The following is a 19324-nucleotide window of genomic DNA, read 5'->3' as shown; positions in this document are numbered from 1 at the left end:
CGGTTTGGGTATGTTCCGACGGGGGCGTCGCGTGTGTACGTCAATGCCTCATCGATGCGACTGGCGGCAGTGCGAGGTTACTTATCTGCACAGCACTTGTTGGGGCAATCGGGCAGGAAGGAAATTTCCACACGCCGCCCGTTATCCACGTCCCCATGCGAATAGACGCGGGCGCTCGTCTTAATGGTTCCGCGTAGAAAACCGACTTGCTTCAGCAGCGCATACGCGGTTTGCATTCGCGATTGTGCAAGGGGCAGTGCGCTCTGTTCGCTTTCCTCAGCATGGCCGCTAATCAGCGTTGTTTCCTTGGTTACGTGACGCGCGTAGGCGATTTTCTGGTCTGCTGCCCAGTTTGCAGTGCGGATGATTTCAGAATTCGATACATATGAACTCTCTTTCGGAAAATGGATGTCGAAATTTTCGCTTGCGACACACGCAGATGCGTGACTAGACGTGACGACGCATAGGCCAGCAATTAATTTCATAGTTTATTATTTGGTGAGTTTTGTTGTCGGAGAGACGCCGGAGCGTCGCATAAATTTCCACATCCATTTTTGCAGAAAGGCAGAAGACTCACGCCGATCTGCAAGTATCCTCCATGGCCGGTGCTATCGATTGGATATGTAATTCGATTGACGTGCGTATCAACATAGATATATTGAGGCTTGATGCCAAGCTGTATCAGGAAGTCTTTCAGCTGGTCACCTCTTGATTTTGCCAGATTCAAGGGGTTGCGTTCGCCGACATATGCGCTGGCGATGATTTGCGCCTGCACTTCAACATCGGGCCATTGACGTGCAGCCAAAACCATATCCATTATCTTTATTCGATATGCATTTGGAATGCCGGGATAATTCAGAGGCACGCTTTCGAGCATGTTTTCCGATATCGTACAAGCGCTTGCGTGTTGAATAAAAACGGCACCGGCAAGCGCAGCAACGGGAATCAAAAATTTTATCATTCAATCACCAAATATTCTTTCTTAAGAATTCACTTATGTCATCAAAGTGCGCGATGTAGCATGCAATGCTGTCTGCATTTCTATGTGCACCTTCTGGATTGGCTTGTGCCCAATACCCGATCCCTCGAGCAAACCCATAGTTGACGTCGTCCGCATCGAATGTGTCAATGTAATGGGAACATTCGTGAATGAGAATTTTCAATTTGCAGTTTCCAGCAACGTAAACATCCTCGACAGTGCAGAAATGCGGGTAGATCGCGATTATCCGACGTGCCGAATCGGGCTTGCATACAGCCGCGTCATTTGTGCCAGTATCAGGGACCACTGAGCATGTAAGTTGCCGCTGGCTTTGTTCGTCCCATCTGATGATCTTCTCGGGCTGTAGTTCGCACATAGCCGCAGCGAGCCTGGGGAGGCCGAAACTTAGTTTTTGACGTATCGCTTCGTCGCTTCGGCCAAACCAGAATTGCACTCTATCTCGGGCAATTTTATCCCATCGCGCCAGATCCGATATGCGCTCCTCAATTAATATCACCGCGGTGTCCCGTAGTCGCATTATTAGGGATCTGAATGCCTTGTTACTCATGTTGGGGCAAATTGGCATCGTGTTGATTGATATATAGACCATGGACCCCGGACTGGTATTGGTGACGGCCCCCGAATGGACGAGGACCCATTCTTCGTTTTCCTGAACTTCGAAGTCGTATTTATTTCCCGAAAAACCGCTCATCGCGTCAATACCCCTTCGTATAGATTTTCAGAGATGCTGCGGCGTCGGTGGCAATTCGATCTGTTTGCCCGGCCACGTCCGTGGTGCCTGCGAAGATCCGCCCGGTGTCGGTGACGATTCGATAGCGAACGTTGGCGAGCGGACGGTGTGCATCATCGAGCAAGGTAAATTGCTCGTCATGTACGGCATCCGATAAGGCAAACGGCAAATGGGCTGCACCAGGTTTGCGCCCATCCAGCGTCGAAATTTCGCCCGCAGTAAAAATCATCCGCATGCCACGCTCAGCGTGGAAGACCGGTGGTGGGTTGCATCCGCAGACATTGATATCGCCGCTCAATGCCCACTGTTTGCCGTTCGGACCGGTACCTGGCCAGCGCGGCCCTTGTGGTGCGATGTACCCTTCACGCTTGCAGGCCGAACAGTAGGTCTTCATATCCAGCGTGGCGATATGAACCCTCGGCGGCGGATTGGAACAGGTCACGGTGTCGAGGCCTTCGACAATCACCGCTTCCCCGGCGCGGTCGCCTTTGGCAAGAAAGTAGCGGATCATGGACGCTACCTCAGCGGGGCATGGGCGAGCGGGTGACGACGCTAAATACGACGGACGACGCTACGCCTTGTCGCTCGGGACTATCGGTGATCGTGTCGCCGTTATCGAGTTGGCTGCCCACGAATGCGAGCGGCGCGAAATCGGGTCTGTCGACCAAACCCAGGCCGCTCGTAACGCGCGCGGTTGAACCGTCCGGATAGTGGATTAGGTCGCCCACCGTGGCAGCCTTGCCCAAGTGCGGTGCCACTTCCCACGTGCCGGACGGCTCGCGCAATGCACCGCCGCGCGCTGTTGTCGCGCCACATACCGCCAATCTGTAGGCGGGCGGCGCGGGCGGCGGCACATAGGTCGGATCGAACAGGCCCGCAACGCTTTGCCCGTCTCGCACATGAATGCCGCATGAGGTGCGCAGCGTTTCGGTAATGCGATCACCGTTGCTCAACCGGCTGCCGACCAACGCGAACGGCTTGCCGCCGCTATGGTTGTTTCCCGCGCCGTCGATTATCGCTGCCTCGCTGCCGTCGTTATAAGTCACTACGTCGCCGACGCAGGCGACTTCCAATCCCGCCAAGGTTAGGCCGCTGGTTGCGGTGGTGACGCGTCCACCGCGTTCCGTGAGTGCGCCAACGGTGGCAAAAAGATGGGTCGGTGCTTCGAGTTGGTTTTTCATCCGGCTTCCCTGTCTCAGTAAATGGAATGGCTACCTTGAGACGCTATTCCAGATAAGAAACGTCGATCAATCGGACGAATATGATTCAGCGCTGGCAACTTCTATTACTTGTTTCGTTCTGCCTTTTGCACTGACCGCGCGTGTGCGAATGCGCCGGCTCAATCGCGGATGCTCAGCCCGCCCGCACGCGCAGCAGAAACTTCTGCAGCTTGCCGGTCGGCGTGCGCGGCAGCGCCTGCACGAACGCGAACTCACGCGGGACCTTGTACGCCGCGAGCCGCTCGCCGCAGAACGCGCGCAGCGCATTCGCATCGGGCGCCGCGTTCGCCCGCGTCACGACGTGCGCGACGACCGTCTCGCCCCAGTCCGGATGCGCGACGCCGACGACGGCCGCCTCGGCGATGTCCGGGTGCGCGCCGAGCACGTCCTCCACTTCCTTCGAATAGACGTTCTCGCCGCCGGTGACGATCATGTCCTTCAACCGGTCGACGATGAACAGATAGCCATCCCGATCGATCCGCGCGAGGTCGCCGGTGCGATACCAGCCGCCCGGCGCGAACGCGGCGCGCGTCGCCGCCGCGTCGTCGAGATAGCCGAGCATCATGCTGTCGGCCTTCAGCCAGATCTCGCCGGTCTCGCCCGGCCGTGCATCGACGCCGTCCATCCGCACGACCCGCAGGTCGACGCCCGGGCCGCCGTGGCGGCCGATCGAGCCGGCTTTCGCGATCTGCTCGTCCGGATACAGCGTCGTACCGGCCGGCCCGGTTTCCGTCATTCCGTACACCTGGAAGAACGCGCGGCTGCGATACGCGTGCGCAAGCCGTTCGGCCTGCGCGGCGCCGATCGGGCCGCCGCCGTACAGCCACGCGCGCACGCTCGACAGGTCGAACGCCGCGAAGCCGTCGACCATGTCGAGCGGCAGCGTGTACGACACCGGCGCGCCGAAATACAGCGTCACGCGCTCGCGTTCGACCGTCTGCAGGAAGCGCAGCGGATGGTATTCGCGCAGCAGCACGACGGTGCCGCCCGCGACCAGCGTGCCGCCGAACCAGTTGTTCAGCGGCGACGAATGCCAGATCGGCATCGCCATCAGCGTGCGCTCGTCGCGGCCGATACCGATCGCGAGCGCCGCCTGCATCGCGGCGAGCGTCACCGTGCGATGACTGTGCACGCAACCTTTCGGGCGGCCGGTCGTGCCGGACGTATAGAGGATCTGCGCGACGTCGTCGTCGGCCGGCTCGATGCCCGCGAGGCCGTCCATCGTCGCGCACATCGTGTCGAAGTTCGGCACGCCGTCGAGTTCGCCCTCAGTCACGAGCCGCCGCGCCGGATGGGCGATACGCTCGACCACCGGCGCGAGCGCCACGTCGAACAGTAGCGTGGTGCTGCCGCTGTGTTCGAGCACGTAGTCGACTTCCGGCGCCTGCAGCTTGTGGTTGATCGGCACGAACGCCGCGCCGAGGCGCCATGCGCCGAACATCAGGTCGACGAAGGCCGGCGTGTTGAAGCACATCGCGGCCACGCGGTCGCCGGCCGCGATGCCGAGCGCGCTCAGCACGGCCGCCGCGCGGTGCGAACGCTCTCGGGCGGCGGCATACGTGATCGTCGCGGATTCGCTGACGAGGAACGGTTTGTCGGGCGTCGCACGGGCGGCGCGGTCGAGGGCGGCGACGAGGTTCATCGGGGCTCCGGGGCGGGGGCGAACGAACGCGAATTCGGGGAGCGGGCCGGCGTCAGGCCGGGTACGCGCGCTGCAGCAGCGCGGCGACGTCGATCGCGTGCGGATCGAAGCCGCCCGCGACGCAGCCCCAGTCGGGCGCGGCAAGCCGTGTCGCGACGAACGCGTCGGCGACGGCCGTCGGCGCATCGCGGCGCAGCAGGCACGCCTGCGCGACGAGCGCGAGCCGCTGCGCGAACACGCGGCCCGACGCTTCGAGCGTGTCGGCCGGGGCGGCGAGCATCGCGCGCAATCCGTCGAGCGCGGCCCGGATGCGCGGTTCGCCCGCGCCGAGGTCGGCCAGTTCGTCGAACAGCGCGGCGGCCGCGTCGGGCTCGCGCGACACCGCGCGCAGCACGTCGAGGCACATCACGTTGCCCGAGCCTTCCCAGATCGAGTTGACGGGCGCCTCGCGGAACAGGCGCGCGATCGGGCCGTCGTCGACGTAGCCGTTGCCGCCGAATACTTCCATCACCTCGCCGGTCAGCTCGATCGCGCGCTTGCAGACCCAGAATTTCGCGGCGGGCGTGACGATCCGCTTCCATGCGCGTTCACGCGGCGAGTCGTCGCGCTCGAACGCGTCGGCGAGCCGCATCGCGAGCGACAGCGCCGCCTCGCTTTCGAGCGCGAGATCGGCGAGCACGGTGCGCATCAGCGGCTGTTCGGCGAGCGCGCGGCCGAATGCGTGGCGCTGGCGCGAGTAGGCGATCGCTTGCACGACGCCCTGGCGCAGCATCGCCGCGCTGCCGAGCACGCAGTTCAGCCGCGTGGTGGTGGCCATCTCGATGATGGTCGGAATGCCGCGGCCTTCGTCGCCGAGCATGATCCCCCACGCGTCGTTCAACTCGATCTCGCTGCTCGAGTTGCTGCGGTTGCCGACCTTGTTCTTCAGCCGCTGGATCTCGACCGCGTTCTTCGTGCCGTCGGGACGCCAGCGCGGCACGTAGAAGCACGACGGGCCGCCGTCTTCGGTGCGCGCGACGACGAGGTGCGCGTCGCACATCGGCGCGGAGAAAAACCACTTGTGGCCGCGCAGCCGGTATTCGCCGCCGCGGCCGCCCGCGCCGACCGGCGTGGCGAGCGTCGTGTTCGCGCGCACGTCGGAGCCGCCCTGTTTCTCGGTCATGCCCATGCCGAACCAGATCGCGCGCTTGTCGGCGACCGGCACGTCGCGCGCGTCGTAGTCGTCGCTGTAGAGCTTGTCGCGCAGCAGGTCCCATAGCGCGGGCTCCTTCTGCAGCACGGGGATCGCGGCCTGCGTCATCGTCGCCGGGCACAGCGTGCCGGCCTCGATTTGGCCGTGCAGGTAGAAGCCGGCGGCCGTGGCGGCCCAGCGGCCGCGACGCGTGTCGCGGAACGCGAGCGACACGAAGCCTTCGTGGCGGTACTGGCCGAGCAGCGCGTGCCAGGCGGGATGGAAGTCGACACGGTCGATGCGCCGGCCGCGCCGGTCGAACGCGTTCAGTTCCGGCGTGTGACGGTTCGCTTCGTCGGCGAGCCGCGCGGTGTCGGCGCTGCCGAGCCGCGCGCCATATGCGTCGAGCTGCGGCACGGCCCACTCGGCCCCGGCCCGGACGAGCGCGTCGCGCAGCGCGAGATCCGTCGCGAAGAGGTTATAGTCGACGAGTTCGTCGAACTGGTTCGTGACGGCGTGGGTCGAGTCGGTCATCGCGGTTGTCTCCGGTCTCATGCTTCGCGGGCAGCCGGCGCGATGCCGCCCGCAAGGGCGCTTCGGCGCGGGTTCCGGCTTCCGGTAAAACGTATTCCCTGCTGAATTCAGAGTAGCAAATATGCCGCCGCGACATGTTCAGGTTCCGGCGCCGCCCGGCTCGCCGGCGGCGCAACCCGCGCCCGCATTGCGCCGCCGGCCGCGCCAGTCGCGCGCGCAGGCGAGCTCCGACGCGTTGCAACAGGCGTTCGTTCAGCTTTTGCTCGAACGCGGCTACGCGAAGGCGACGATCCGCGAGATCGCGGCCGTCGCGGGCGTCAGCATCGGCACCTTCTACGAGTATTTCGGCGACAAGCAGAGCCTTGCGGCGCTCTGCATCCACCGCCGCGTGTTGGCGCTGGCCGACCGGCTGCGCGACACGGTACAGCAGTCGCGCGGTGCGCCGCGGGCCGAACTCGCCGTCGCGCTGGTCGATCTCCAGGTCGATACGATCGCCGCCGACGCGGCGCTGTGGGGCGCGCTGCTTGCGCTGGAGCGGCAGGTGTCGCCGCTGGCCGCCTATCGCCGGCATTACGACGCCTATGTCGCGCTGTGGCGCGACGCGCTGGCCCACGCGGCCGATCCGCCACCGGCCGCGCGGCTCGACGGGCTCGCGCGGATGGCCCACACGATCTGCTACGGCGGCCTGTCGCAGGCGCTGCTGACGCTCGGGCCCGCGCTCGATTTCGCCGCGCAACGCCGCGAACTGCGGGCCGTGCTGCTCGCATACCTCGCGGCGGCGCACGCCTAGCCTTCCGTAGGGAAATGCCCGATTTGCATGCCGGCCCGTCGAGCCGGTCTTGCCGTTGCGCACTTCTCCCGGATAGTCATGAGAAAAATGCATGGCCGCCATGACGAACTTTCGATTGTCCGCCGATATTGGCTCGGGCTAAATCATGCGGCAGATGCAGGGCCGCGCAGGGTGCGGCCCGCCCGAAGAACATCAGGAGGAGTCATGCGAAGCGCTACCGCGCCCCGTTCGAAACTGCCCGACGTCGGGACGACGATCTTCACGGTGATCGGCCAACTGGCGGCGCAACACGATGCGTTGAACCTGTCGCAGGGCGCACCCAATTTCGCGCCCGATCCGGCGCTCGTCGAAGGCGTCGCGCGCGCGATGCGCGACGGCCACAATCAGTACGCGCCGATGGCCGGCGTGATCGCGCTGCGCGAGCGGCTCGCCGAGAAGACCGAGGCGCTGTACGGCGCGCGCTACGACCCGGCGACCGAGATCACGGTGATCGCGAGCGCGAGCGAGGGGCTCTATGCGGCGATCAGCGCGCTCGTGCATCCGGGCGACGAGGTGATCTATTTCGAGCCGTCGTTCGACAGCTATGCGCCGATCGTGCGGCTGCAGGGCGCGACGCCGGTCGCGATCAAGCTGTCGCCCGAGCATTTCCGCGTGAACTGGGACGAGGTGGCCGCGGCCATCACGCCGCGCACGCGGATGATCATCGTCAACACGCCGCACAACCCGACCGCGACGGTATTCTCCGCCGACGATCTGGAGCGGCTCGCGCAGCTCACGCGCGATACGGGGATCGTGGTGCTGTCCGACGAAGTCTACGAGCACGTCGTGTTCGACGGCGCGCAGCACCAGAGCGTCGCGCGCCACCGCGAGCTGGCCGAGCGCAGCGTGATCGTGTCGTCGTTCGGCAAGTCGTTCCACGTGACCGGCTGGCGGGTCGGCCATTGCCTCGCGCCGGCCGAGCTGATGGACGAGATCCGCAAGGTGCACCAGTTCATGGTGTTCTCGGCCGATACGCCGATGCAGGTCGCGTTCGCGGAGATCCTCGCGCGGCCGGACAGCTATCTCGGCCTGTCGGCGTTCTACCAGGCCAAGCGCGACCTGCTCGCGCGCGAGCTGGCCGATTCGCGTTTCGAGCTGCTGCCGAGCGAAGGCTCGTTCTTCATGCTCGCGCGCTTTCGCCACTTCTCGGACGAAAGCGACAGCGATTTCGTGCTGCGCCTGATCCGCGACGCGCGTGTCGCGACGATTCCGCTGTCGGCGTTCTACACCGACGGCACCGACGCCGGCGTGATCCGGCTCAGTTTTTCGAAGGACGACGCGACGCTGATCGAAGGCGCGCGGCGGCTGCGTTCGCTGTAAGACAACCGGCGGCGGAGACGTCGCATCGACCCGACACAGGAGATCACGATGAAACACACGGCCACCCTGAAACTCGCGTTCGCACTCGCGTGCGCCATCGGCTCCGGCGCGGCGCTCGCCGATGCGCCGACGCTGCGCTTCGGCCTCGAAGCGCAATACCCGCCGTTCGAATCGAAAGCGCCGAACGGCGACCTGCAGGGCTTCGACATCGACGTCGGCAATGCCGTCTGCCAGACGGCGAAGCTGTCGTGCAAATGGGTCGAGACCTCGTTCGACGGGCTGATTCCGGCGCTGAAGGGCCGCAAGTTCGACGCGATCAATTCGGCGATGAACGCGACCGAGCAGCGTCGCCAGGCGATCGACTTCACGACGATCATCTATCGCGTGCCGACCCAGCTGATCGCGCGCACCGGCAGCGGGCTGCTGCCGACGCCGGAATCGCTGAAGGGCAAGCGCGTGGGCGTGCTGCAGGCGTCGATCCAGGAGACCTTCGCGAAGGCGCACTGGGAGCCGGCCGGCGTCACGGTGGTCGCGTACCAGGACCAGAACCAGGCGTATGCGGATCTGGTCGCGGGCCGCCTCGACGCGACGCTCGTGCTCGCGCCGTCGGGCCAGCGCGGCTTCCTGTCGCGCCCGGACGGCAAGGGCTTCTCGTTCGTCGGCCAGCCGGTGCACGACGACAAGATCCTCGGCAGCGGCATCGCGTTCGGCCTGCGCAAGGGCGACGACGCGCTGAAGGCGAAGCTCGACGCGGCGATCGACAAGCTGAAGGCGGACGGCACGGTGAAGTCGCTCGGCCTGAAGTATTTCGGCGATATCGACATCTCGACGAAGTAAGCGGAGCCTCGCACGATGCCGACCTCGAACCCGGACGCCGCGGGCAGCGAACCGGACGGCAGGCCGCTGCCGGGCGGGGCCGTCGATGCCGTGCTCGCCGCCGAACTGGGCGACGCGCTCGTCACGCGCGCGGCCGATATCGATCCGCGTTACTTCACCGCGTACAACGAGCCGGCCGGCGTGCGGCCGCGTGCGCTGGTGCGCCCGCGCAGTGTCGACGACGTGTCGCGCACGCTCGCGCTGTGCACGCGGCTCGGCCAGCCGGTCGTGCCGCAAGGCGGGTTGACGGGGCTCGCGCGCGGCGCGATCGCGCTGGGCGGCGAGGTCGTGCTGTCGATGGAGCGCTTCGCGGGCGTCGAGGCGCTCGACGCGGCGGCCGGCACGATCACCGTGCGCGCGGGCACGCCGCTGCAGACGGTGCAGGAGGCCGCGCAAGCGGCGGGCTTCACGTTCGGCGTCGATCTCGGCGCGCGCGGCTCGTGCCAGATCGGCGGCATGCTCGCGACCAATGCGGGCGGCACGCGCGCGATCCGCTACGGGATGATGCGCGAGCAGGTGCTCGGGCTCGAGGCGGTGCTCGCGGACGGCACGGTCGTGTCGTCGATGAACCGGATGCTGAAGAACAACGCGGGCTACGACCTGAAGCAGCTGTTCATCGGCAGCGAAGGGACGCTCGGCGTCGTCACGCGTGCGGTGCTGCGCCTGCATCCGGTGCTCGCGGCGCCGGCCACCGCGCTCTGCCGCGTGCGCGACTACGACGCGGTGGTGGCGCTGTGGAACCGCGTGCGCACGCTGCCGGAAGTGGTCAGCTTCGAGGCGATGTGGCCGGCGTTCTACGACTACGTCGCACGCCATACGCCGGGCGTCACGGCGCCGTTCATCGGCGACGACGGTTTCGCGGTGCTGATCGAATGCGCGACGAGCGCGCCGGGCGGCGATGCGCACCAGGCGCTCGAAGCGGGGCTGGCCGCGGGGCTTGAAGCGGGGCTCGTCGACGACGCGGTGCTCGCGACCTCCGAGCGGCAGGCGCGCGATTGGTGGACGCTGCGCGAAGGGCTCGCGATCGATGCGCTGCCGCATCTCGTCAATTTCGACGTGAGTCTGCCGACCGGCGAACTGGGCGCGTTCGCCGAACGCTGCGAGGCGGCGTTGCGGGCGCGCTGGCCGGCGCTCACGTGCCTGTTCTTCGGCCATGTCGGCGACGGCAACGTGCATATCGGCGTGTCGCTCGCCGACATGACCGACGCGGACGCCGATGCGCTCGATCACTGCGTGTATGCGGTGGTACGCGACATGGGCGGCTCGGTGTCGGCCGAGCACGGGATCGGCGTGCTCAAGCGTCCTTATCTGGCGCACACGCGCAGCGACGCGGAAATCGGGTTGATGCGGCGTCTGAAGGCCGCGCTGGACCCGCGCGGCATCCTGAATCCCGGCAAGGTGCTTTGACCGCGCCGACGCGCGTTCCTCGCGGAAAACGGCTGGCGCCGCGCGTCAGCCGTCCACCCAGCGCAGCGCGCCGATCTTCAGGTGTTCGACGACGCTGCGTGCCCAGTCGAGCTCCGCATTGAGCAGCACGAGCGCATATTCGTTCTGGAGCAGGAACAAGCGCGGCACCTGGTCGGCCTGCGCGGTGGCGCGCAGCGCTTCGAGCCGCTCGCGCTCGGCGTCGAGCCGTGCGATGCGCAGCTCGAGCTGGTGACGCGCATCTTCCGCGTCGAGCAGCGGCAGGAATGCGAGGCCGGCGCCGAACGCTGGAAATTCTCGCGCGGGCTCCGCGAGCAACGCATGCAGCCACGCCTGCCCTGCGGTGTGTCCGGCTTCCGTCAGCGCATACACCGTGCGCTCCGGAAACGCGCCGTCGCGCTCGGTGTCGTGCACGACGATCAGCCCGTCGCGCAGCAGCCGGTCGATCGTCTGGTACAGGCTCGTGCGCTGCCGCACGTTGACGACTTCGTCGTAGCCGCGGGCCTTCAGTTGCTGCAGCATCCCGTACGGATGCATCGGCGTTTCGGTGAGCGTCGCGAGGACGGCCAGCGCGAGCGGGGACGGGCGACTCATGGACATGAATAGTTAAATTATATCTAGTAATAATATAACTATTCTCTATTGGACTATCTTATTTGACAAGGCTTTCAGCCGAGATGCGAGCGCTTCGCGGCCGGTGCGACGGTTTCCATCGTCGCGAGACCGTGCACGATGCCGCACTCCTCGACCGAATGCTCGCCGACGCACTGGCGGCGCAATTCGGTCAGCTGGTCGCGCAGATGCGTGAGTTCCGCGAGGCGGGCGTCGACGTGTCCGATGTGATCGTCGAGCAGCGAATTGATCGAATCGCAGCGGTCGGCCGGCGTGTCGGTGAGCCGCAGCAGCGCGCGGATTTCGTCGTGCGCCATGTCGAGCGCGCGGCAGTTGCGGATGAAGCGCAGCCGCTCGACGTGCACGTCGGTGTAGTTGCGGTAGTTCGAATCGGTGCGCTCCGCATCGGGCATCAGGCCCTCTTTCTCGTAGAAGCGGATCGTCTCGGGCGTGCAGCGGGCCGCTTTGGCCAGTTCGCCAATCTTCATGCCTTTCTCCCGTGTAAGGGTTGACCTTGTAGTGGCTTCAGGGTGTTAACTCTACACCGTCAAGCCATCAAAGGAGGTTGTCATGACCGACGCCCAGCGTCCCCACGACCCACGACACCGTCATGCCGGCGGCGCCGATGCGTGCTGCGCGGATACGCGCGACACGCAGACGGCGACCGTGGCCGATGCGGTGCCGGCGGCCGGCGAGCGCGCGCACGGCCATGAACACGATCACGATCATGGCCGCGGGCACGATCACGCTGCACATGGCGACAGGGGGCATGACCACGATCACCACGAGGCGCGTGACGATACGCATCAGCATGGCGCCACGTGTTCGCACGACCACGCCGCGCACGACCATGCCGGTCACGACCACGACCACGACCACGACCACGCGGCCGGCGATTGCTGCGCACCCGCCGCGCTGACGCTCGCGCCGCTGCCGGTCGCGCAGGCGACCGCGTCGGGTCACGTGCGCTCCGCGTTCCGGATCATGCAGATGGACTGCCCGACCGAGGAAACGCTGATCCGCAAGAAGCTCGGCGGGATGGAGCAGGTATCGGCGCTCGAATTCAACCTGATGCAGCGGATGCTGAGCGTCGAGCACGTGCCCGGCGCGCAACCCGCGATCGAAAGCGCGATCCGCTCGCTCGGGATGACGCCGGAAGCGGCGTCGGCCGACGCAACGGCCGCGCCCATCGCGCCGCCGCCCGCGAAACCGTGGTGGCCGCTGGCGCTCGCCGGCGTCGCCGCGATCGCGTCCGAAGGTGCGACCTGGGCCGGGCTGCCGGTGTGGCTGTCCGCGGCGCTCGCGCTCGCCGCAGTGCTCGCGTGCGGGCTCACCACATACAAGAAGGGCTGGATCGCGATCCGCAACGGCAACCTGAACATCAACGCGCTGATGAGCATCGCGGTGACGGGCGCGATGGCGATCGGCCAGTGGCCGGAAGCCGCGATGGTGATGGTGCTGTTCACGATCGCCGAGCTGATCGAGGCGAAGTCGCTCGACCGCGCGCGCAATGCGATCCAGGGGCTGATGCAGCTCGCGCCGGACACCGCGACCGTGCAGCAGGCCGACGGCGCGTGGCGCACGATCGAGGCCGCGCAGGTCGCGCTCGGCGCGGTCGTGCGCGTGAAGCCGGGCGAGCGGATCGGGCTGGACGGCGAAGTCGTCGCCGGCCGCTCGACGGTCAACCAGGCGCCGATCACCGGCGAGAGCCTACCCGTCGACAAGACCGCCGGCGACGCCGTCTACGCGGGCACGATCAACGAGTCGGGTTCGTTCGACTACCGCGTGACGGCCGTCGCGGCCCACTCGACGCTCGCGCGGATCATCCACGCGGTCGAGGAAGCGCAGGGCGCGAAGGCGCCGACGCAGCGCTTCGTCGACCAGTTCGCGCGCATCTATACGCCGATCGTGTTCGCGGTCGCGCTGCTGGTCGCGGTGGCGCCGCCGCTCGTGATGGGCGGCGCGTGGCACGACTGGATCTACCGCGCGCTCGTGCTGCTCGTGATCGCGTGCCCGTGCGCGCTGGTGATCTCGACGCCGGTGACGATCGTGTCGGGCCTCGCGGCCGCGGCGCGGCGCGGGATTCTCGTGAAGGGCGGCGTCTATCTGGAAGAAGGGCGCAAGCTCGCGTGGCTCGCACTCGACAAGACCGGCACGATCACGCACGGCAAGCCGGTGCAGACCGACTTCGACGTGCATGCGGACGACGTCGACGCGGCGCGCGTGCGGCACCTCGGCGCGAGCCTCGCGGCGCGCTCCGATCACCCGGTGTCGCAGGCGATTGCCGCGGCGGCCCGCGACGCCGGCACGACCGCATTCGCCGACGTACAGGACTTCGAAGCGATCGTCGGGCGCGGCGTGCGCGGCACGATCGACGGCACGCGCTACTGGCTCGGCAATCACCGGCTCGTCGAGGAACTCGAGCGCTGCTCGACGGCGCTCGAGGCGAAGCTCGACGCGCTGGAGCGGCAGGGCAAGAGTGTCGTCGTGCTGGTCGACGCCACGCGCGTGCTCGGCATCTTCGCGGTGGCCGACACGATCAAGGACACGAGCCGCGCCGCGATTGCCGAGCTGCACGCGCTCGGCATCCGCACCGCGATGCTGACGGGCGACAACCCGCATACCGCGCTGGCGATCGCGCAGCAGGCCGGCATCGACGACGCGCGCGGCAACCAGTTGCCGGAAGACAAGCTCGCGGCGGTCGAGGAACTGTCGGCGGGCGGCGCGGGCGCGGTCGGGATGGTCGGCGACGGGATCAACGATGCGCCGGCGCTCGCGCGCGCCGACATCGGCTTCGCGATGGGCGCGATGGGCACCGACACCGCGATCGAGACGGCCGACGTCGCGCTGATGGACGACGACCTGCGCAAGATCCCCGCGTTCGTGCGGCTGTCGCGCGCGACGCACCGCGTGCTGGTGCAGAACATCGGCTTCGCGCTCGGCGTGAAGGTCGTCTTCCTCGGCCTCACGGTCGCGGGGCTCGGCACGATGTGGATGGCGGTCTTCGCCGACGCGGGCGCGAGCCTGATCGTCGTGGCGAACGGCTTGCGGCTGCTGTCGTCCTCCGGGGCGTTCGGCGATGCCCGGGCCACGCGTTGAGGCGCGGGCGATGAGTTTTCTGAAGCGGATTCTTGGCGGCCGCGGCGGTGATCATGGCAGCGGGCACGGCCACGGCAATAGCGGAAACGGGGGCCACGGCGGCGCGCATCACGGCGGCGCGCGCCAGGGCGGGCACGGCGGCCACGATGCGCGCGACCGCAACCGCCACGGCTGGGGCTGGGGCTGGCAGGCGGCCGATGCCGGCAACGGGCAACGCGGCCACGACGGCAACATGCCGCTGAGCCAGCTCGCCTGCGCGGGCTGCGGCGCACTCAATGCAGCCGATGCTCGCTTCTGCACGCAGTGCGGCGCGGCGCAACGCGGCAGCGCCTGCAGCCGCTGTCACGCGGCGCTGGCGGCCGACGCGCGCTTCTGTCCCGGCTGCGGGACGCAGGCTGCCTGAAGCTATCCGCACGTTCGCGCCGCACGTTCGCACCGCACGTTCGCGCCGGCCGAGCATACGCACAGGCCGGCGCGCTTCGTTCGACAGCCGGCGCACCGGCATGCCCGATGTCGTCCCGGGCATGCTCGCACCGCAATATCGTCGCGGTCCGTTCAGATACACGGCGCCACGACGCATCCGTCGCTCAGCGTAGCGGCAGGTGAATTTCGGTGCGCAGGTCGGCCGGCGCCGTATCCATCGGCGTATTGAGGTACAGCTCGAACGGCGGCGCGTCGGCGGCTTCGCGGCCCGAGTGACGCAGCCAGTCGCCGTAGAGCCACTGGTAAGCGGTCTGCAGGTCCGCATACGGCCCGGTATGCAACAGCACCGCGTATTCGCCGCCCGCGATTGTCACCCGCTCGACCGGCGGCACGGGCGCGACGTCCGGCGCGCCGTCGGCCGGCATGACGCACGCTTTCGCGCGCAATTGCGCTTCAGGCGTCGTGTCCGGATCGTCGTAGAAAATCCCGATCATCTTCGCACCCGGCTCGATCAGCCCGTGCTGCCCGACCCACGCGCCGATCTGCCCGAACGCATCGCCGACCTTCATGTACGCGCCAGTGTGCGCCACCGCGTAGCCGCGCAGTTCCGGCAGGCGCCGGATCTCGACCTCGTGCTTGAACATGTCTGCCTCTCCTCGCTGTAGTGGATAAATCGGCCGGTGGGCGCCCGTGCGCCGATGCTGCGCGGGCAGCACGCCGTACGCGTCGCGAAACGCCCGTGCGAACGCGTGCGTCGAACCGTAGCCCGCGCGCCGCGCGATCTCGTCGAGCGGCCGCGTGGTGCAGACCAGATCCTCGGATGCCCGCACGATCCGCATGCGTCGCACCGTCAGCACGATCGATTCGCCGTACAGCGCGCGGTAGACGCGCTGCCAGTGATACGGCGACAGGCACGCGATTTCGGCGAGCCGGTTCAGGTCGAGCGGGCCGTCGAGATGCGCGCTGATGTATGCATGGACGCGCGCCACGCTCGCCGCATAGCGCACCCACGCGGGCGGATCGGTTTTCGTGTCGGCTGGGGTCATCGGCGTGTCCGGGCTGGAACCGACGCCACGGTAGCACGGGCGGAATGGACAAATCTTGCGGAAATGTCGGACACCCGACGATTCGCCCCTTTTTGATTTCCGACGAAATAGGGTCTTGCCCCTCCGGGATCACCGACTAAAGTTAAAGACGGTGAAATTGGGTGAACGCGTCATTTTTCTCGGGTAAGTTGCTCGGACGGGGCAGCATGCTTTTCGAATTACGCAGGTCGTTCGTCGATGTTCAATCGCCACACCACGTTTTCGGGAGAAGAAGAAATGGATGCTTCCAGCTTCATCACGTCGCTGCAGGCCACGCTAGGCGGATACCTGCCCAAGATCGCCGGCGCGATCGGCATCCTGGTGATCGGCTGGCTGATCGCCGTCGCGGTGCGGGCCGGCGCGCTCCGGCTGCTCAACGCGCTGAAGGTCGATCAGCGGATCACCGACAGCACGGGCCAGGGCGCGTGCGTCGAACGCATCGTCGCCAGCGGCCTGTTCTGGCTCGTGCTGCTCGTCACCGCGGTGGGCATCTTCAACGTGCTCAACCTGTACGCGGTCTCCAATCCGTTCTCGCTGCTCGTCACGCACATCGTCAACTACCTGCCGAACCTGATCGGCGGCGCGGCGTTGACGCTGATCGCGTGGCTGATCGCGTCGCTGCTGCGCAGCCTCGCGAACCGCGCGCTGAAGGCGAGCAAGGTCGACGCCACGCTGTCCGAAAGCGCCGGCATGCAGCCGATGAGCGGCTATCTCGGCGACGTGCTGTTCTGGCTCGTGATCCTGATGTTCCTGCCGGCGATCCTCGCGTCGTTCGCGCTGTCGGGCCTGCTCTCGCCGGTGCAGGGGATGGTCGACAAGCTGCTCGCGATCGTGCCGAACATCTTTGCCGCCGCGGCGATCGGCTTCGTCGGCTGGATCGTCGCGCGCGTGCTGCGCGGCCTCGTGACGAACCTGCTGGTCGCCGCCGGCGCCGATCGCCTCACGCAAGGCATCGACAGCCCGACGCCGGTGCGCGTGTCGAGCCTGGTCGGCACGATCGTCTACGTATTCGTGTTCGTGCCGACGCTGATCTCCGCGCTCGACGCGCTGAAGATCGACGCGATCTCGATCCCCGCGACCAACATGCTGAACCAGTTCCTCGGCGCGGTGCCGGACATCGTCGCGGCGATCGTGATCGTGCTCGTCACGTTCTACTTCGCGCGCTTCGTCGCGTCGCTCGCGCAGAAGCTGCTGGAAGCCGCCGGCGTCGACGGGCTGCCGGCCGTGCTCGGTGTCGAGCGCGTGTTCTCGGGCATCCTGCAGCCGTCGGTGCTGGTCGCGCGGCTGATCGTGTTCTTCGCGATGCTGTTCGCGTCGGTCGAGGCCGCGAACCGGCTCGGCTTCACGCAGGTGCGCGACGTCGTCACGCTGTTCATCGAATTCGGCGGCCACGTGCTGATGGGCGGTGTGATCCTCGTGATCGGCGTGTGGCTCGCGGGCCTCGCGCGCCGCGTGATCGAGCAGGCCGACCGCGAGCACAGCGTGCTGTTCGCGCGTATCGCGCAATTCGCGATCCTCGGCCTCGTGTTCGCGATGGGGCTGCGCGCGATGGGCATCGCGAACGAAATCGTCCAGCTCGCGTTCGGCCTCGTGCTCGGCGCGATCGCGGTGGCGGTTGCGCTGTCGTTCGGCCTCGGCGGCCGGGAAGCGGCCGGCAAGCTGCTCGACCGCTGGTTCAATCAGCGCGGCGGCGGCCAGTAGCGCCGGCCGGCATGGCCGATCCGGCCCGCATCGCGCGGGCCGGATCGGCGTGGCAACGCGCGCGGCCGAGGTTGCCGCGAGCGGTACCGCCAGCGTGTCCGCAAGCATTTCTGCAAGCGAAATGTCAGCCGCGATCTTTGCCGAATTTCGATAACACGTCGTTTAATGACTCTCTAGCATCGATTCTCAGTCGCGCGGGCCCGCAGGCCGGCGCCTTTGAGGAGAGAGTCCGATGAAAGCAGAGTCGAATGGCCGGCCCGCCGCCGGCGCCAAGTCCGCCGGCCAGCCCGCGCTTCAGCAGACGCTCGGGACCTGGCAACTGTGGGGCATCGCGGTCGGCCTCGTGATTTCCGGCGAATACTTCGGCTGGAGCTACGGCTGGGCGAGCGCCGGCACGCTGGGTTTCGTGATCACCGCGCTGTTCGTCGCGGCGATGTACACCACCTTCATCTTCAGTTTCACCGAGCTGACGACGTCGATCCCGCACGCGGGCGGCCCGTTCGCGTATGCGCGCCGCGCGTTCGGCCCGACCGGCGGCTATCTGGCCGGCGCGGCGACGCTCGTCGAGTTCGTGTTCGCGCCGCCCGCGATCGCGCTCGCGATCGGCGCGTACCTGCACGTGCAGTTTCCGGGGCTCGAACCGAAACACGCGGCGATGGGCGCGTATCTCGTGTTCATGGCGCTGAACATCGTCGGCGTGCAGATCGCGGCGACCTTCGAGCTCGTCGTCACGCTGCTCGCGATCTTCGAGCTGCTGGTGTTCATGGGCGTCGTGTCGCCGGGCTTCTCGTGGAGCAACTTCACGAAGGGCGGCTGGTCGGGCGCCGATCACTTCAGCGTGGGCGCGTTCCACGGGATGTTCGCGGCGATTCCGTTCGCGATCTGGTTCTTCCTCGCGATCGAGGGCGTCGCGATGGCCGCCGAGGAAGCGAAGAATCCGAAGCGCTCGATTCCGATCGCCTACGTGGCAGGGATCCTGACCCTCGTCGCGCTCGCGATCGGCGTGATGGTGTTCGCCGGCGGCGCGGGCGACTGGACCAAGCTCGCGAACATCAACGATCCGCTGCCGCAGGCGATGAAGTACATCGTCGGCGCGAACAGCGGCTGGATGCACATGCTCGTGTGGCTGGGGCTGTTCGGGCTCGTCGCGTCGTTCCACGGGATCATCCTCGGCTATTCGCGCCAGATCTTCGCGCTGGCCCGCGAAGGCTATCTGCCCGAATGGCTCGGGAAGGTGCATCCGCGCTTCAAGACCCCGCATCGCGCGATCCTCGCGGGCGGCGTGGTCGGGATTGCCGCGATCTACAGCGACGAGCTGATCCAGTTCGGCGGGCAGACGCTCACCGCGAATATCGTGACGATGTCGGTATTCGGTGCGATCGTGATGTATATCGTGAGCATGGCGGCGCTGTTCAAGCTGCGCCGCTCGCAGCCGAACCTGGAGCGGCCGTTCCGCGCGCCGCTGTATCCGATCTTCCCGGCCTTCGCGATCCTGGCGGCGCTCGTCTGCCTCGGTACGATGGTGGTTTTCAACGGGCTGGTCGCGCTGGTGTTCGTCGGCTTCCTCGCGGTCGGCTACGCGTACTTCCTCGCGACCCGTTCGCAGCGCGCGAGCGCGCCCGGCGACGCGCTGCTGGAGGAGTGAGCGCGGTGACGA

General features: G+C 66.8%; 18 protein-coding genes. 8 read left to right on the top strand and 10 right to left on the bottom strand.

The genetic code is table 11. From position 1 onward, the window contains the following. Nucleotides 1–77: 77 nt before the first annotated feature. The 7 genes from QZM72_RS25735 to QZM72_RS25705 all read right to left on the bottom strand — a co-directional run bounded on the left by QZM72_RS25735 (nt 78) and on the right by QZM72_RS25705 (nt 6297). Nucleotides 78–485 (bottom strand): hypothetical protein, encoded by a 408-nt coding sequence (locus tag QZM72_RS25735; protein WP_301739558.1) that lies wholly within the window; start codon nt 483–485, stop codon nt 78–80. After that, the gene (locus QZM72_RS25730; protein WP_301739557.1) at nt 482–961 is read right to left on the bottom strand and encodes a hypothetical protein; all 480 of its coding nucleotides are present in this window, start codon (nt 959–961) and stop codon (nt 482–484) included. The genes QZM72_RS25735 and QZM72_RS25730 overlap by 4 nt, the downstream gene beginning before the upstream one ends. Before the next feature lie 4 nt (nt 962–965). Beyond that, entirely contained in the window at nt 966–1517 is a 552-nt protein-coding gene (locus QZM72_RS25725; protein ID WP_301739595.1) for a M35 family metallo-endopeptidase, read from the bottom strand. A 178-nt stretch (nt 1518–1695) separates the two neighbouring features. Further along, nucleotides 1696–2241 (bottom strand): hypothetical protein, encoded by a 546-nt coding sequence (locus QZM72_RS25720; protein ID WP_301739556.1) that lies wholly within the window; start codon nt 2239–2241, stop codon nt 1696–1698. 10 nt (nt 2242–2251) lie between these two features. Next, entirely contained in the window at nt 2252–2911 is a 660-nt protein-coding gene (locus QZM72_RS25715; protein WP_301739555.1) for a PAAR domain-containing protein, read from the bottom strand. Between the two features lie 172 nt (nt 2912–3083). After that, entirely contained in the window at nt 3084–4592 is a 1509-nt protein-coding gene (locus QZM72_RS25710) for a class I adenylate-forming enzyme family protein (RefSeq protein ID WP_301739554.1), read from the bottom strand. A gap of 52 nt (nt 4593–4644) precedes the next feature. Further along, the gene (locus tag QZM72_RS25705; RefSeq protein ID WP_301739553.1) at nt 4645–6297 is read right to left on the bottom strand and encodes an acyl-CoA dehydrogenase family protein; all 1653 of its coding nucleotides are present in this window, start codon (nt 6295–6297) and stop codon (nt 4645–4647) included. 121 nt (nt 6298–6418) lie between these two features. Here QZM72_RS25705 and QZM72_RS25700 point away from each other — a divergent pair, with 121 nt between their 5' ends. From QZM72_RS25700 to QZM72_RS25685, 4 genes are all read left to right on the top strand, one after another. Beyond that, entirely contained in the window at nt 6419–7087 is a 669-nt protein-coding gene (locus tag QZM72_RS25700; protein WP_089466325.1) for a TetR/AcrR family transcriptional regulator, read from the top strand. 204 nt (nt 7088–7291) lie between these two features. Beyond that, entirely contained in the window at nt 7292–8446 is a 1155-nt protein-coding gene (locus QZM72_RS25695; RefSeq protein WP_301739552.1) for a pyridoxal phosphate-dependent aminotransferase, read from the top strand. 48 nt (nt 8447–8494) lie between these two features. Next, entirely contained in the window at nt 8495–9283 is a 789-nt protein-coding gene (locus tag QZM72_RS25690) for an ABC transporter substrate-binding protein (protein ID WP_301739551.1), read from the top strand. Between the two features lie 15 nt (nt 9284–9298). After that, complete coding sequence (locus QZM72_RS25685; RefSeq protein ID WP_089466328.1) at nt 9299–10729, top strand: FAD-binding oxidoreductase; 1431 nt, start codon at nt 9299–9301, stop codon at nt 10727–10729. 45 nt (nt 10730–10774) lie between these two features. Here QZM72_RS25685 and QZM72_RS25680 read toward each other — a convergent pair whose 3' ends face one another. After that, nucleotides 10775–11347 (bottom strand): PadR family transcriptional regulator, encoded by a 573-nt coding sequence (locus QZM72_RS25680; protein WP_089466329.1) that lies wholly within the window; start codon nt 11345–11347, stop codon nt 10775–10777. A gap of 68 nt (nt 11348–11415) precedes the next feature. Continuing rightward, complete coding sequence (cadR, locus tag QZM72_RS25675; protein WP_089466330.1) at nt 11416–11847, bottom strand: Cd(II)/Pb(II)-responsive transcriptional regulator; 432 nt, start codon at nt 11845–11847, stop codon at nt 11416–11418. Nucleotides 11848–11929: 82 nt separating this feature from the next. Here cadR and QZM72_RS25670 point away from each other — a divergent pair, with 82 nt between their 5' ends. Together QZM72_RS25670 and QZM72_RS25665 are read left to right on the top strand one after the other, a co-directional pair. Continuing rightward, nucleotides 11930–14458 carry a heavy metal translocating P-type ATPase gene (locus QZM72_RS25670; protein WP_301739550.1) on the top strand — a complete coding sequence of 843 codons (2529 nt, stop codon included), beginning with the start codon at nt 11930–11932 and terminating at the stop codon, nt 14456–14458. A gap of 10 nt (nt 14459–14468) precedes the next feature. Next, nucleotides 14469–14861, top strand: a complete 393-nt coding sequence (locus tag QZM72_RS25665; protein ID WP_301739549.1) for a zinc ribbon domain-containing protein — start codon at nt 14469–14471, stop codon at nt 14859–14861. Between the two features lie 184 nt (nt 14862–15045). On the opposite strand, the gene QZM72_RS25660 is transcribed toward QZM72_RS25665, so the two are convergent. Next, a complete protein-coding gene (locus QZM72_RS25660; protein ID WP_301739548.1) occupies nt 15046–15927 on the bottom strand; it encodes a GyrI-like domain-containing protein in 882 nt (293 codons plus the stop codon). A gap of 276 nt (nt 15928–16203) precedes the next feature. Here QZM72_RS25660 and QZM72_RS25655 point away from each other — a divergent pair, with 276 nt between their 5' ends. Then, complete coding sequence (locus QZM72_RS25655) at nt 16204–17667, top strand: mechanosensitive ion channel (protein WP_301739547.1); 1464 nt, start codon at nt 16204–16206, stop codon at nt 17665–17667. Between the two features lie 232 nt (nt 17668–17899). After that, complete coding sequence (gene eat / locus QZM72_RS25650) at nt 17900–19312, top strand: ethanolamine permease (protein WP_089466335.1); 1413 nt, start codon at nt 17900–17902, stop codon at nt 19310–19312. The last annotated feature ends 12 nt before the right edge of the window (nt 19313–19324 follow it).

This window comes from Burkholderia sp. AU45388, from assembly GCF_030481585.1.
GTDB classification, from domain to species: Bacteria; Pseudomonadota; Gammaproteobacteria; order Burkholderiales; family Burkholderiaceae; genus Burkholderia; species Burkholderia sola.
This window is presented reverse-complemented; position numbering and strand designations above follow the sequence as displayed.